The sequence below is a fragment of the Mesorhizobium sp. M0772 genome (assembly GCF_040320135.1).
In the GTDB taxonomy this organism is placed as follows: domain Bacteria; phylum Pseudomonadota; class Alphaproteobacteria; order Rhizobiales; family Rhizobiaceae; genus Mesorhizobium.
This window is the reverse complement of sequence record NZ_JAMYPB010000045.1, coordinates 23,962-39,225: the sequence shown is the minus strand read 5'-3', so window position 1 is coordinate 39,225 and position 15,264 is coordinate 23,962. Positions and strand designations below refer to the sequence as shown.

Annotated in this window: 12 protein-coding genes; 11 read left to right on the top strand and 1 reads right to left on the bottom strand. The window is 63.5% G+C overall.

Annotated elements, in window-relative coordinates:
* The first annotated feature begins 61 nt into the window (after positions 1-61).
* From NKI06_RS24275 to apnL, 5 genes are read left to right on the top strand one after another with little or no spacing between them, the layout of a single operon-like run.
* Positions 62-706: a DUF2291 family protein gene (locus tag NKI06_RS24275; protein ID WP_352987454.1), complete on the top strand. Its 645-nt coding sequence runs from the start codon at positions 62-64 to the stop codon at positions 704-706.
* A complete protein-coding gene (locus NKI06_RS24270) occupies positions 703-2,250 on the top strand; it encodes a sugar ABC transporter ATP-binding protein (protein WP_023730742.1) in 1,548 nt (515 codons plus the stop codon). The genes NKI06_RS24275 and NKI06_RS24270 overlap by 4 nt, the downstream gene beginning before the upstream one ends.
* A complete protein-coding gene (locus NKI06_RS24265; protein ID WP_023741526.1) occupies positions 2,247-3,311 on the top strand; it encodes an ABC transporter permease in 1,065 nt (354 codons plus the stop codon). Before NKI06_RS24270 ends, NKI06_RS24265 begins: the two co-directional genes overlap by 4 nt.
* 2 nt (positions 3,312-3,313) lie before the next feature.
* Positions 3,314-4,348 carry a Gfo/Idh/MocA family protein gene (locus NKI06_RS24260; protein ID WP_023681700.1) on the top strand — a complete coding sequence of 345 codons (1,035 nt, stop codon included), beginning with the start codon at positions 3,314-3,316 and terminating at the stop codon, positions 4,346-4,348.
* Entirely contained in the window at positions 4,345-6,183 is a 1,839-nt protein-coding gene (gene apnL / locus NKI06_RS24255; protein WP_352987453.1) for a D-apionate lactonase, read from the top strand. Before NKI06_RS24260 ends, apnL begins: the two co-directional genes overlap by 4 nt.
* A 1-nt stretch (position 6,184) precedes the next feature.
* Here apnL and NKI06_RS24250 read toward each other — a convergent pair whose 3' ends face one another.
* A complete protein-coding gene (locus NKI06_RS24250) occupies positions 6,185-6,898 on the bottom strand; it encodes a transcriptional regulator NanR (RefSeq protein ID WP_352987452.1) in 714 nt (237 codons plus the stop codon).
* A gap of 186 nt (positions 6,899-7,084) precedes the next feature.
* Here NKI06_RS24250 and oiaX point away from each other — a divergent pair, with 186 nt between their 5' ends.
* The 6 genes from oiaX to NKI06_RS24220 all read left to right on the top strand — a co-directional run bounded on the left by oiaX (position 7,085) and on the right by NKI06_RS24220 (position 15,242).
* Positions 7,085-8,335 (top strand): 3-oxo-isoapionate-4-phosphate decarboxylase OiaX, encoded by a 1,251-nt coding sequence (gene oiaX / locus NKI06_RS24245; protein ID WP_352987451.1) that lies wholly within the window; start codon positions 7,085-7,087, stop codon positions 8,333-8,335.
* Positions 8,336-8,339: 4 nt separating this feature from the next.
* On the top strand, positions 8,340-9,674 hold the full coding sequence (locus tag NKI06_RS24240) for a four-carbon acid sugar kinase family protein (RefSeq protein ID WP_352987450.1): 1,335 nt from the start codon (positions 8,340-8,342) through the stop codon (positions 9,672-9,674).
* Between the two features lie 232 nt (positions 9,675-9,906).
* Complete coding sequence (locus NKI06_RS24235; RefSeq protein WP_352987449.1) at positions 9,907-11,430, top strand: FGGY-family carbohydrate kinase; 1,524 nt, start codon at positions 9,907-9,909, stop codon at positions 11,428-11,430.
* Positions 11,427-12,203 (top strand): DeoR/GlpR family DNA-binding transcription regulator, encoded by a 777-nt coding sequence (locus NKI06_RS24230; RefSeq protein WP_031249056.1) that lies wholly within the window; start codon positions 11,427-11,429, stop codon positions 12,201-12,203. Before NKI06_RS24235 ends, NKI06_RS24230 begins: the two co-directional genes overlap by 4 nt.
* Positions 12,200-13,912 (top strand): glycerol-3-phosphate dehydrogenase/oxidase, encoded by a 1,713-nt coding sequence (locus NKI06_RS24225; protein WP_502900614.1) that lies wholly within the window; start codon positions 12,200-12,202, stop codon positions 13,910-13,912. Before NKI06_RS24230 ends, NKI06_RS24225 begins: the two co-directional genes overlap by 4 nt.
* A gap of 316 nt (positions 13,913-14,228) precedes the next feature.
* Positions 14,229-15,242, top strand: coding sequence for a sugar-binding transcriptional regulator (locus NKI06_RS24220; protein WP_023739042.1), 1,014 nt, complete (start codon positions 14,229-14,231; stop codon positions 15,240-15,242).
* Positions 15,243-15,264 lie beyond the last annotated feature (22 nt).

Genomic DNA, 15,264 nt, shown 5'->3' with positions numbered 1-15,264 from the left:
CCAAGGGTCGTCCCTCGTCGGCATTTTCCGTGGGTATTGATCACATGCTCAACAAGCCATCATGCTGAACAACAAGCCGACCTGGCCGATCCTTGCCGTGATACTCGGCATCAGCTTGACCGCCTGCAAGATCCTCCCGACCCCTTCGGGGGGCAGCGGCAATGCCGCCGTCTTCAATCCGGACAAGATGGTCGAGGAGATCTGGGCCGCGAAGGTCGTGCCTTACCTCCAGCAGAAGGCCGGGCCGTTTGCCGAGGTCCACGCTCTGGCGAAAACCGATCCTTCTTCCGCTGGCGCCAAATATGGCAATCCGAACAAGCAGGCGAATTCGCCATGGACCTTCGCGGTTCGCGTCGAGGGCAAGATCATCGCAGCCAACACGGCGTCACGCGCGGCAACGATGGATATCGATGTCGACGGCGACGGCAAGGCCGATGCGCGTGTGCAAATCGGACCGGCGATGCGGGGAACCGCGCTGCGCGACAGTCTCGATTTCATCCAGTTCAACGATTTTACCAACCAGATCGACTTCGCCCAGTTCGGCAAGGCGTTCAACGCCTATGCCGTCAAGGCCGTGCTTGCCAAACTGCCGCGTGACGCACTGGAAGGCCGGACCGCCAAGGTCCTCGGCGCCTATACGCTCGAAAACGGCCAGGACCTGCCGCTGGTGACGCCGGCGGAGGCAGAGATCGGGCCGAAGCCATGAGCGCTGCGGTTGCTCACGATGTCGTCTTGAAGCTGGAGGACGTCTCCAAGGTCTATTCCGGCACCGTCGCGGTCAAGCGCGCGAATTTCGAGGTGCGCAAGGGCGCCGTCAATGTGCTGGTCGGCGAAAACGGCGCCGGCAAATCGACGCTGATGAAGATTATCGCCGGCGTCGAACAGCCGACGCTCGGCCGGATCCTCCTGGAAGGGGAGGAGGTCTCCTTCTCGTCATCGGGCGACGCGGTGAACCGCGGCATCGGCATGGTGTTCCAAGAGCTGAACCTGTTTGGCAATATGACCGTCGCCGAGAACATCTTCGCCACGCGCGAGATCACCAACCGGTTTCGCAAGATCGACCGCAAGGAGCAGGAGCGCCGTGCGGCCCAATTTCTCGAACGCCTGCAGGCCGGGATAAGGCCCGACATGCTGGTCGAGGATCTGCGCATCGGCCAGCAGCAGCTGGTCGAGATCGCCAAGGCGGTTTCGCTCGATGCACGCATCCTGATCATGGACGAGCCGACCTCGGCGCTGAGTGCGGCGGAAGTCGAGATCCTGTTCAAGGTGATCGCCGACCTCAAGGCGCGCGGCGTGGCCATCGTCTACATCTCGCACCGGCTGGAGGAACTGATCCGCATCGGCGACTACATCACCGTGCTGCGCGATGGACACATCACCGGCCAGGAAGAGATGAAAAACGTCGACACGCGGTGGATCGTGCGGCAGATGATCGGCTCCGACGCCAAGGATTTCGCCAAGGCCGACGGCCATGTTCCCGGCGAAGAGATATTCCGCGCCGAGGACATCTGCCTGCCGCGGGCTACCGGGGGGCTGGCGGTCGATCACGTCTCGCTGTCGCTGCGCGCCGGCGAGATACTCGGCATATACGGCCTGATGGGCGCCGGGCGAAGCGAGCTGTTCGACTGCATCATGGGCCGCCATGGCCAGGCGACCGGCGCGATCTTCATCGCCGGCAAGAAGGTCAAGGAGCGGGACACGACGCGGCGCATCCGGCGCGGGCTGGCGCTGATCCCCGAAGACCGCCAACGCGAAGGGCTGGTGTCGATCCTCTCCGTCGCCAGCAATCTGACGCTGGCCAGCCTGTCGCGCTTTGTCCGCCTGTTCCACATCAGTGGCGGCCAGGAGAAGCAGGCGGTGACGCAGATGGTGCGGGAACTGGCGATCAAGGTTGCCGACCCGGCGCAGGAGGTCTCGTCGCTGTCGGGCGGCAACCAGCAAAAGGTGGTGATCGGCAAGGCGCTGCTCACCGGGCCGAAGGTGCTGCTGATGGACGAGCCGAGCCGTGGCATCGATGTCGGCGCCAAGGCCGACGTCTTCCGCACCATGCGCAAACTGTCGCGTGATGGGCTCGGTATTCTGTTCGCCACCTCCGATCTCGATGAGGTGATGGCGCTGTCCGACCGGATCGCGGTGATGAGCAATGGAAAACTGACCGGCATGTTCGATCGCGCCGAGGCGACGGAGGCAGCCCTTGTCGCCGCCTCGGCACTTGGCCACGGACCGGCCCCGCACACGGAGAACCCATGACTGACATCCCGGCCAAGGCGGCTGTCTCCTCCGTTTCGAGCGGCTCGCTGCTGCTGACGCTGATGAAGGCGAGGACCTTCATCGCGCTGATCGCCGTCTTGATCTTCTTCTCGATCGCGGCGCCGAATTTCCTGTCGACCGCCAACCTGATCCTGATGTCGAAACATGTGGCGCTGAACGCCTTCCTCGCTATGGGCATGACCTTCGTCATCATCACCGGCGGCATCGACCTGTCGGTCGGCTCGATCGTCGGCCTGTGCGGCATGGTCGCCGGCTACCTCGTGCTGAACGGAATCGACCTGCAATTCGGCTACACAATCTATTTCAATGTCGTCGAGATCGCCCTGATCACGCTGGCGGTCGGCATATTGATCGGCGCCGTCAACGGATTGCTGATCACCAGGTTGAATGTCGCGCCGTTCATCGCCACGCTCGGCGTGCTCTATGTCGCGCGGGGCCTGGCGTTGCTGTCGTCGGACGGCCGCACCTTCCCCAACCTCGTCGGCAAGCCGGAGCTTGGCACCACCGGGTTTGGTTTCCTCGGCGCCGGGCGGCTGCTCGGCCTGCCGGTGGCGATCTGGATCCTGATCGTCGTTGCGCTGGCGGCGGCATATCTCGCCAAATACACGCCGCTCGGCCGCCACATCTTCGCCGTCGGCGGCAATGAACGGGCGTCGCGAATTTCGGGCGTTCGTGTCAACGTGGTGAAAATGTTCGTCTACATGTTCTCCGGCTTTTGCGCGGCGATCGTCGGTTTGATCATCTCGTCCGAACTGATGGCCTCGCACCCGGCAACGGGCGAAAGTTTCGAGCTCAACGCCATCGCGGCGGCAGTGCTCGGCGGCACCTCGATGTCAGGTGGGCGCGGCACGATCGGCGGCACCATTGTCGGCGCCTTCGTCATCGGCATTCTTTCGGACGGGTTGGTGATGATGGGCGTGAGTTCCTTCTGGCAGATGGTGATCAAGGGCCTTGTCATCATCGTTGCCGTCGTCGTCGACCAGGCGCAGCGCCGGCTGCAGAGCCGGGTGACGTTGATGCAGATGGCAAAGGCAGGCTGAGCATGGCGGAGTTGCGGGGAGGGCTCATCGGCTGCGGCTTCTTTGCCATCAACCAGATGCATGCCTGGCGCGACATTGAAGGCGCCGCGATGGTCGCCATTTGCGACCGCGACCCGGAGCGGCTGCGCATCATCGGCGACCAGTTCGGCATTGCGAAGCGCTACACCGACGCGGCAGAGATGTTTGCAAGCGAAAGCCTCGACTTCGTCGATATCGCCACTACCGTTCCCAGCCATCGTCCGCTGGTCGAGATGGCGGCGCTGCACCGTGTGCCGGTGATTTGCCAAAAGCCGTTCGCGCCGACGCTTGCCGACGCCAAGGCGATGGTGAGGGCCTGCGTGGAAGCCGGCGTGCCGCTGATGGTGCATGAGAATTTTCGCTGGCAGTCGGCGATCCAGGCGGTGCGTGCCGTGCTCGACAGCGGCGAGATCGGCACGCCGTTCTTCGGGCGCATCTCCTTCCGCTCTGCCTATGACGTGTTTTCCGGCCAGCCCTATCTCGCCAAGGGAAAGCGCTTCATCATCGAGGACCTCGGTATCCACAGTCTCGACATCGCCCGTTTTCTACTGGGCGACGTGTCGACGATCACGACGCGAACCGCGCGCATCAACCCCGGCATCGCGGGCGAAGATGTCGCGACGATGCTGATGGACCACAAGAGCGGGGCGACGTCAGTGGTCGACTGTAGCTACGCGACGAAGCTCGCCACCGAACCGTTTCCCGAAACGCTGATCGAGATCGACGGCAGCGACGGCACGATCCGCTTGGCGCAGGGATATCGGCTCACCGTCACCGGCAGGAGCGGCACGAAGATCACCGACGTTTCGCCGCCCGTACTCGCCTGGGCATCGCGCCCATGGCACAACATCCAGGAGAGCGTCGTCGCCATCCAGCAGCACTGGGTCGACTGCCTGGCAAAGGGAACCGAGCCGGCGACCTCGGGCGCCGACAATCTCAAGACATTCGCGCTGGTCGAGGCGGCCTATCTGGGCGCCGCGAGCCACGAACCTGTCCACCTGGATGGCTTGCTGACATGACAGCCGACGCCTTCCTCCTATACGGCACACGCGTGGTCGAGGCCGAGCCGGTTAGGCTGAGTGCGGGCTTGCTCAGCGCCGACTTTGTCAACGGCAGCCTGCGCACCATCCGTTACCGCGGCATCGAAGTGCTGCGCGCCATCGCCTACATCGTGCGCGACCGCGACTGGGGCACCTATGAACCGGCGCTGACGGACCTTGCCGTCGATCAGGACGCCGACAGCTTCTCCGTCAGCTACTCCGCAACTTGCTTAGCACCGGGCGGAAGCCGGCTCGACTTTCGCGCTACGATCAAGGGCTCCGCCAACGGTCACCTAGTGTTCGACGTCAGCGCGGTCCCTGAAAGCGATTTCGAGACCAATCGCTGCGGTTTTTGCGTCCTGCATCCGATCGCCGGCCTCGCCGGCAGCCCGGTCACGGTCGAGCATACCGACGGCAGCGTGGTGGCGACGAAACTGCCGCTGTTGATCGATCCCTGGCAGCCTTTCAAGGATTTGCTCGCGATCACCCATGAAGTCCGGCCGGGCATTACTGCCGAATGCCGGATGGAGGGCGACACTTTCGAGATGGAGGACCAGCGTAACTGGTCGGACGCGTCCTACAAGACCTATGTGCGGCCACTGGCGCTGCCTTGGCCCTATGTACTGCCGGCCGGCCAAACTGTAAGCCAGACGGTCAGCCTGCGCATCACCGGCGAGGGGGGAATGCCGGCCGCAGCATCTGCCGCCGAACCGGTCAGCGTCGAACTCGGCGAGACCGGGCAGAGGCTGCCGGATCTCGGCGTGATCATCTACCCGGATGAGGTCGAAGCAGCGCTCGCAAATCTTTCGACCTTGACCGAGCTCGGCCCGCAGCAACTTGTCTTCCACTACGATCCGAGGCGCGGCCACGGTCTCGAAGCATTGCAGTCTTATGCAAGGCTCACCGCCGCCTATCCGGTGCAGACGACGCTGGAATGCGTCGTTGCCTGCGCGGGCGACCTCGATGCCGAGCTGTCAGGCGTTGCCGACATGGTGCGTCAAGCCGGGTTGAAGCTTTCGGCCATTGCCGTCTCGCCTTCGGTCGACCGGCAGTCGACACCGCCGGGCAGTGCGTGGCCGGACTGTCCGCCGCTCGAAGACGTCTATGACGCGGCGCGGCGCGCCTTTCCCGATATCCGGCTTGGCGGCGGCATGTTCAGCTATTTCACCGAGCTCAACCGCAAGCGCGTGCCGGGGGGCCTGCTCGATTTCGTCACTCACTGCACGTGCCCGATCGTGCACGCCGCCGACGATCTCAGCGTCATGCAGTCGCTGGAGGCGCTGCCCTCCATAACCGCGTCGGCGCGGGCGATCTTTGGGGAAAAGCCTTACCGCATCGGTCCATCGACGATCGCCATGCGCCAGAACCCCTATGGCGGCGCGACCAAGGGCAATCCCGGGGGACAGCGCATCGCCATGGCCGATCGCGACCCTCGCCATGCCGGCCTGTTCGCAGCCGCATGGGCGATCGGCTATGCCGCGCGTGTCGCGCCGGCCGGGCTGGAACTGCTCACGCTGTCCGGCTTCGCCGGGCCCTTCGGCGTGCTGGCAGCATCCGGCGAACCCGTCGCGGAAGGATCGCCTCGGCCGATCTTCGATGCCATCAAGGGGCTTTGCGAACTGGCCGGCCTTGCCCATGTTGCGGCAAGGACGAGCGACGAGACCAAGGTGCTGGCGCTGGCCGGCCGCTCCGCTTCGGGCAAGACCTTCGCGTGGCTGGCGAACCTGACAGCGAACGACGTGCCGGTCGACATCTCAGCGTTTGGCCGAGGCCAACTGGTGATGGCGCCCTATGCGATTGCCCGGTTCGGCTGAACTATTTTTCGGTATTCATCACATAGAGCGCGCGCGAGCGCTCGAGGTGCTTGATCATCGCCTTCTCGGCGCCGTCGGCATCCTTCTTCTCAATGCGGCCGATGATCTCTTCATGCTCGGTCAGCGTGAACTGTTCCTTGCCGGTCCAGATCAGCATTTCGGTGTGATATTCCTTCAGCCAACCGAGCATCGCCTCGCTGACGGCGATATAGATCGGGTTGCCCGAGATCGCCGCGATCTGGGTGTGAAACTTCATGTCGGCGGAGATGAAGGCTTCGGAATCGCCGCGAAAGCCACGCTGTTCGGCAATTGTGGCCCGCAGCTGCTCAACGTCCTCGGCAGTGGCGTTTTCGGCGGCTTCCCTGACCATACCGCGCTCGAAGAAGATGCGCGCCGTTTTCAGGTGTTCCAACGTGTCCTTCGACGACGACAGGATGATCTTGGCTGCGCCATCGACCTGCTTGATGATCGACTTGGCGGTCAGCTGGAGCACCTTGGCGCGTTCCCCATGCGAGATCGCGACGAGGCCCATATTGCTCAGCGCCTGCATCGCCTCGCGGATCGCGGGACGGCCGACCTCGAAGCGCTCCATCAACTCGCGCTCCGACGGCATGTCGTCGCCCGGCGTCAATTCTCCGCTGGTGATCAGGCGCTTCAGCCGTAAAAACACTTCGTCGGAAAGTTTGCGCCGGACGATCGGCTCCGAACGGTTCATCGTCGCGAATCACTCCCTTGACCTGTCTCTATCTAGCATTGCCACAGCCATTCCCGGAATGGCCGTCGCCCCGATCGGCCATAGCCGCAAGACAGGATATTGCTTGCAAAGCTTATGTACTCATTATACCAGATTCTGACGATCAAGGAACTCATTTCGAACCTCCGCGGCCTCAGACAACGAACCATGATCACGCTCACCTACCGCATCGAAACGTCAGGTAGCATCGAGGCGCGGGCGACCAAGATCGCCAGCGACCAGTCGACTGGAACCTTCGTCGCGCTGCCCGGTGAGACCGAGGAACTGAAAGCCCGGGTGGCCGCGCGTGTCCTGACCATTCGGCATTTGCCTGAGGCTGACAGGCCATGGCTTCCCGAGGCCGGTGACGGGCCGTTCAAGCGCGCGGATGTCGACATCGCCTTTCCATTCGATGCCATCGGGACCGACCTGTCGGCGCTGATGACGATTGCCATCGGCGGCGCCTATTCGATCAAGGGCCTGTCCGGCATTCGCGTCGTCGACATGAAATTGCCGGGGGAATTCAGTGGCGCCCATCCGGGTCCGCAGTTCGGCGTCGCCGGCAGCCGCAGGCTGACAGGTGTTGCGGACCGACCGATTATCGGCACCATCGTCAAGCCGGCGCTGGGGCTTCGGCCACACGAGACCGCCGCAATGGTGGGGGAGCTGATCGCCGCCGGCGTCGATTTCATCAAGGACGACGAGAAGCTGATGAGCCCGGCCTATTCGCCGCTGGCGGAGCGGGTGAAGGCAATCATGCCGCTGATCCTCGACCACGAGCAGAGGACCGGCAAGAAGGTGATGTATGCCTTCGGCATCTCGCATGCCGACCCGGACGAGATGATGCGCAACCACGATCTGGTGGCCAAGGCGGGCGGCAATTGCGCGGTGGTCAACATCAATTCGATAGGCTTCGGCGGCATGGCGTTTCTTAGAAAACGCTCCAGCCTGGTGCTGCATGCCCATCGCAACGGCTGGGACATTCTTACTCGCCATCCCGGCCTCGGCATGGACTTCAAGGTCTGGCAACAGTTCTGGCGGCTGCTCGGCGTCGACCAGTTCCAGATCAACGGCATCCAATCGAAATACTGGGAGCCGGACGCGTCTTTCGTCGAGTCCTTCAAGGCGGTAACGACCCCGATCTTTGCGCCTGAGGATTGCGCTCTGCCGGTCGCCGGTTCCGGCCAATGGGGCGGGCAGGCGCCCGAGACCTATGAACGGACCGGCCGGACGGTCGATCTGCTCTATCTGTGCGGCGGCGGCATCGTCAGCCATCCGGACGGGCCGGGCGCCGGGGTGCGTGCCGTGCAGCAGGCCTGGCAAGCTGCGGTCGACGGCATTCCGCTGGCGGATTTCGCCTTGAGCCATCCCGAACTGGCGCGGTCGATCGAAAAATTCGGCGACGGCAAAGCGGCCTGAAGCGATGCAAGATCTGCTTCTCAGCTATTATGGCGATGACCTCACCGGTTCGACCGACGTCATGGAAGCGCTCGAACTCGGCGGCGTGCCGACCGTGCTGTTCATGCGCCAGCCGGACGCGGCCATGCTTGCGCAGTTCGCACATTGCCGAGCCGTTGGCCTGGCCGGCACCAGCCGCAGCGAAACCCCGCAATGGATGGACACCCATCTCAAGAGTGCCTTCGTCTGGCTGAAGACGCTCAACGCAGCTCTCTGTCACTACAAGGTCTGCTCGACCTTCGATTCCAGTCCGACGATCGGCAGCATCGGTCGCGCCATCGAGATCGGCCGCTCGGTCTTCGCTCAGGACAGCGTGCCGCTGCTGGTTGGGGCGCCGCAGCTCAAGCGTTACACCGCCTTTGGACATCTGTTCGCCGCCTATCGTGACAAGTATTTCCGCGTCGACCGCCATCCGGTGATGAGCCGCCACCCGACGACGCCGATGGATGAATCCGACCTGCTGATCCATCTGTCGCGGCAGACGGAGCTCACGTCGGGGCTGGTCGATCTCGCGACGTTGCAGTCGGCGTCGCGCTCGAAAGCGTTCGACCGCTTGCTCGCCGAGGGCACCGACATCGTACTTGTCGATGTCGACAGCCTGGAGACGCAGGCGCTCGCCGGCAAGGAGATATGGCGCGCCCGCAAGCCGGGCGGTTCGTTCGTCGTCGGTTCGTCCGGAATCGAATATGCGCTGCTGGCCGAATGGGTGTCGAATGGGACGGTCAGAGCTGAACCAAAATTTTCACCGCCGGGTGCTGCCGACCGGATCGCGGTCGTCTCGGGCAGTTGTTCGCCGACGACCGAACGACAGATCCGGCACGCTTTGACCGACGGCTTCGATGGCATCGAGGTCGATCCCGTCGAACTGATCTCCGCAGCTTCCGGAGATGCGATCGCACGCGCGACGGCAGCCGGTCGCGCCAGTCTGGAAGCCGGGCGCAGCGTCGTTCTCTACACGGCCCTTGGACCCGCGGCCGATAGGGGGGGCGAAATCGACCGCCAGGAAGGCGCCCGCCACAAGCTCGGGCGGGGCCTCGGCGAACTGCTTCGCGCGCTGACCATCGAGCAGAAGTTGCAGCGCGTGGTCATTGCCGGCGGCGATACGTCGAGCCACGCGCTCGGCGAGATGGGTGTCGATGCGCTGACGGTGCGAATGCCGCTGCCGGCATCGCCGGGCTCGCCGCTTTGCGTAGCTCACTCGCGCGTCAAGGCGATCGATGGGCTGGAGGTTGCGCTCAAGGGCGGGCAGGTCGGAACCGACCGCTATTTCAGCGCCATCCGCGACGGCCTTAGCAGCTGACAACGCGTCACCCCAGCACCGCGAGATCCATCCGTGCCTCCACTGGCGCCGAAGCCTTTTGTCGCGTATGTTGACGTTAAATTCACATAAAGATATGAGTTCTTTGTTGCGGCAAGGTGGTTTTGCCGTTTGTCCCCGTTGCTCAATCGGGGTTGTCGCCATGTGTTTCGCCCTTGCATCAGACTACAGGATCGCCCTGTAGCAATCGCCAATTGCTGAAGAGGCGGTGATCATGCCCAGCCTGCTCGGAATCGATAACGGCCTCACGGTCACCAAGGCGGTCATTTTCGATACGAACGGCACGCAATTGTCCGTGGCGCGCCGCCGGGTGCCGCAATCGATGCTCCACGCGCGCTGGGTGGAGCGCGACATGGCAGGCCTGTGGCAAGCAACCGCCGACGCCATCAAGGAGGCGATCGCGCTCTCCGGCAGGCCGGCGGAAGACATCAAGGCGGTGGCGGCGACCGCGCATGGCGATGGTCTCTATCTGCTCGATCATGATCGTCAGCCTTTGGGACCAGGCATCCTGTCGCTCGACAGCCGCGCCGGCGACATTGTCGACAGGTGGTTCGCCGGTACCGTTTTCACCGATGCGCTGGCGACGACAGGCCAGACGCCGCATGTTTCGGCGCCGTCGGCGCTGCTGGCATGGCTCAAGCAGAGCGATCCTGATAGCTATGGCCGCATCGGCCATGTGCTGGCCTGCAAGGACTGGCTGCGCTTTTGCCTGAGCGGCACGATCGGGACCGACCGCACGGAGGCCAGCACCTCATTCACGGATTTTCGCACGCAAGCCTATGCGCCTGAAGCGCTGCGCATCTTCGGGTTGGAGGATCTGTTCAACGCGCTGCCGCCGGTGGGGCATTCGGCTGACGTCGCCGGTCAAGTCACAGCCGATGCCGCCGAAAGGACCGGCCTTCGCAAGGGAACACCGGTCGCCTGCGGCCTGCACGACGTGGCCGCCTCGGCGCTTGGCATGGGCGGCCATGAAGACGGCGTGCTCGCCATCGTCGCCGGCACCTATTCCATCAATGAAGTCGTCTCTTCGCAACCGCGCGTCGACCGGCGTTGGTTCTGCCGCAACGCCATCGACGCGGGCCGTTGGAACAACATGTCGATCTCGCCGGCCTCGACCGCGAACTACGACTGGTTTCTCGACACGTTTTGCCGCGCGGAGCAGGACAGGACGGATGGCGGCTCCCTCCACGAATTGCTGGCGGGAGAGATCGACGCGGCGTTGAAGAAGCCTTCGACCATCCTGTTTCATCCCTATCTGTTCGGCTCTCCCTATGGCGATTTGGCCAGCGGCAGCTTTGTCGGCCTGCATGGCTGGCACAATCGCGGCGACATGCTGAAGGCGGTTCTGGAAGGCATCGCCTTCAATCACCGCACCCATGTCGAGGCTTTGCGCGACGGCTTTGCCGTCAGCGAGATCCGCCTGACCGGCGGCGGTTCGCGCAATCCTGCCTTAGTCCAGATGTTTGCCGACGTGCTGAACGCCCCGGTCACCGTCACCTCGACGGATGAGACCGCGGCCCTCGGTGCCGCGCTTTGCGCAGGTGCTGCGGTCGGCTTGTTCAAGACGCCGCAAGAGGGCGCCAGGCAGGTCGGCATGACGGAGCGGACGTACCAAACCGTGCCCGCCTCCAGTGCTGTGTTCAATGAGCGGTTTTCGCTCTACTGCCGCATAGCCGAGCAGCTGAAGTCGCATTGGCCGGACATCGAAAGACTGGCGCGGCCAAGGGGAGACGCATGATCAAGGCCGACGAACGACGCGAAGAGATCGCCGATTATGTGATCAAGCTCGGCCAGGTGCGCATCGATGATCTGGTCGAGCATTTCGGCGTGTCGCGCATGACCATCCACCGGCATATCGACCGGCTGGCGCAGCAGGGCGTGCTGCGCAAGCTGCACGGTGCGGTGACGGTTCAGCCGTCCGGTCTCTACGAGAGCGCTTTCCGCTACCGGGTGACCGTCAATCGAGCCGAGAAGGATGCACTGGCGCGGGCGGCACTGGATTATATCGAGGCCGGCCAGGTGGTGATGTTGGATGATTCATCGACGGCAAACGCCGTCGCGACGCTGCTGCTCGACGTCAAGCCGCTGACCGTCATTTCCAACAGCGTCTCGACGGCGGGCCAATTGATCAATGTGGACGATATCGATTTCATCTGCCTCGGCGGCCAGTATCATCCCACTTACAATGCCTATATCGGCATCGTCTGCGAGAACGCCGTGGCGCAGTTGCGCGCCAATGTGCTGATCTGTTCGGCTTCGGCCGTCACCGGAACCACGGCCTTCATCCAGGATCCGAATGTCGTGCGGGTCAAGCAGGCGATGATGACCGCCTCCGTGAAGCGCGTCCTTTTGGTCGACCACGCAAAGTTCGACCGGATCGCGCTGCATGTCTTCGACGATTTGACCAGTTTCGACGCCGTGCTGGTGACCGAGGGCCTCGGCGATGCGCAGGCGCAGAGCCTCGAGCGAGCCGGGGTGAAACTGCGCATCGTCAAGACGAAGGCGCCATGAACCCAACAGATGGAGCAGCGGCGGACAATCCCGCCGGGCGTCTCGCCGCGATGGCCGGCACCGGCGAGGTCGACGTCGTCATTCTTGGCGCCGGCATCAACGGGGCTGGGCTGTTTCGCGATCTGTGCGCGCAAGGTGTCAGCTGCCTGATCGTCGACAAGGCGGATTTCGGCTCGGGCACCAGTGCCGCGCCGTCGAGGCTCATCCACGGCGGCCTGAAATATCTCGAGACCGGCGAGTTCGGGCTGGTGGCGCAGTCGACGCTCGAACGCAATCTGCTTCTTCAAAACGCGCCGCACTATGTCAGCCCGCTGCCGACCGTCATCCCGATCTTCTCGTGGAGCAAGGGCATGCTCGCGGCGTTGCGAACGCTGTTCGGCTCGACCAGCGCGCCGCGCAGCCGCGGCGCCATACTGATCAAGATCGGCTTGATGATCTACGATTTCTACGGTTCACGAAACCAGGTCATGCCGCGCCACCGCATGGTCGGGCGGCGGCAGGCGCTTAGCGACATGCCGGCGCTCAATCCGGCGATCGTCGCCACCGGCACCTACTACGACGCCAAGATAAGTCACCCGGAAAGGCTGGTGCTGGAACTGATCCTCGACGGCTTGCAGGCCCACGCGGCGTCTGCCGGTGCCAACTACACGACACTGGCGGCTTCAGCCAATGGCGTGCTCACCTTCCAGCCGGAAAACGGCGCGGCCTTTTCGGTGCGGCCGAAGCTGGTGGTGAACGCCGCCGGCCCGTGGATCGACAACGTCAATGCGTTGCTTGGCGCGCCGTCGAAGATGATCGGCGGCACCAAGGGCTCGCATATCCTGTTGAAGCATGACGAACTGGTCAAAAGCCTCGCCGGGCGGATGCTCTATTTCGAGGCCGATGACGGCCGCATCTGCCTGGTCTACGACTATCTCGGCCTGGCGCTGGTCGGTTCGACCGACATCAAGGCCGACAATCCCGACGCGGTGCGCTGCGAACCCGAAGAAGTCGACTATCTGCTCGACAGCGTGCGAACGCTTTTGCCGGGGATGGCGTTCGAGCACGACCAGATCGCCTACGCCTATAGCGGCATCCGGCCGCTGCCGACGTCTGAAGCAGCGACGCCCGGACTGATCAGCCGCGATCATTCGGCGCCCGTTGCCGAGCCGGACGGCAACAGGCCCTTTGCAGTCATTTCGCTGGTCGGCGGCAAATGGACGACGTTCCGCGGCTTTGCCGAGGAAGTCACTGATACCGTACTCAAGCGCTTGCAGCGCAGCCGCAAGGTGTCGACACGATCGATGCCGATGGGGGGTGGGAGGAATTTTCCGGCCAATGCCGCGGCGCGCGCGGACTGGCTGGCCGAGGCACAGCAGGCAACAGGCGCCGGGGAAGGGCGCCTTGATCAATTGCTGTCGCGCTACGGGACCAGAGCCGTTGAGATCGCCAGGCATGCGTCGGATGATGAGGGTCGTCTGCCGGACTCGGACGGCTACGGCAAGGCGGAAATCGACTACATCGTGCGCAACGAATTCGTCGAACATCTGGCCGATGTCGTTATGCGCCGCAGCACGTTGGCGATAGGCGGCTCGTTGACGAGCCGCGACCTGACGGAGATTGCCGCGATCGCCGGGCGGGCGTTGGGGTGGAGCACCGAGCGCCTCGCGCGGGAGGTCGAAGCCGCTGTTGTCGAGCTCGAGGGCAGGAACCTGATGCGGCTGGACTGATCGCTTGATCGCTGACGCCGATAGCTTTCCTGAGGCAACCCATCGGTTTGCCCTCGTTGGGCCGTGTTGCTCCAAACTTCCCATCTTACACCAGGATTTTGCCCGCGCCTACGGGTGCCACCACCGGGATGGATAACACAAATTGACGTTAATATAACGCTGCCATATGGTCATATTATATGCTTACCTTCTAATAGGCGCGTTGGCTACCGAACGTCGGCTGGAGGCTACCATCTGCGGAGGGATTGACAGCGATGCAAAGGTATGAAAATTTTTGCACACAAAGATAATATTATCACCCTGGGGAGGGAATGGCTTGAATTCCGGCGGATCCGCGAACCGCGGCCATGAGTCCAGCCTCGCCACGCGCGCGGCCTGGCTGCACTATGCCGGTGGTCTGACCCAGGCCCAGGTGGCCAAGCGGCTTGGCCTGACCAGTCTCAAGGCGCATAGGCTGATCACCAAGGCCAACCAGGAAGGTCTGGTCAGGGTCTTCATCGACGGCGACGTCGCCGAATGCGTCGACCTGGAACAGCGCCTGATCGCCGCCTATGGGCTCCACTATTGCGAGGTGGTTCCCGATCTCGATCAGGACGAACTGCCGCTCAAGGGGCTGGGCATTGCCGGCGCCCAGTTCCTGAAGCGCGAAATCGATCGCGGCGAAGACATGCTGATCGGCGTCGGCCATGGCCGCACGCTTGCCGCCAGCGTCGAATATCTGACGCGCGCAACTGCTGCTCACATCCGTTTCGTCTCGCTGCTTGGCGGCGTGACGCGCAAATTCGCCGCCAACCCGCACGACGTCATGCATCGCCTGGCAGAGCGGACCGGCGCGCAGGCTTTCGTCATGCCGGTGCCTTTTGTCGCCAATACCGCCGAGGACCGCGAAGTGCTGCTTGGCCAGCGCGGCATCAGCGATGTGTTCGCTCTCGCCAGCCGGTCCGACCTGATGTTCGTCGGAATAGGCACGGCCGAGCGGGAGGCGTCGCTGGTCGCCACCGGCATGATCGAGCCTTCCGAAATCGACGAGGTCAAGCGTGACGGCGGCGTTGGTGAATTGCTGGCGCATTTCTTCGACGACAAGGGGCGTCCGGTCGAAACGGCGCTGTCGGAAAGAATACTGGCGCTTCCGCGCGATCAGTTGAAGGGCCGCAGGATCGTTGCCGTTGCCGGCGGCAAGGTGAAGGTACGCGCCATCAAGGCAGTACTCGAAAGCCGTTATCTCAGCGGCCTGATCACCGACGAATGCACGGCCCGCGCGCTGGTCGAGCTCGACGATGCAGCCGGGGCCGCGAAGCGCCGCGTGAACGGAGGAACTTCGAATGCGTGACAACGAACAATCCGCACCGCTG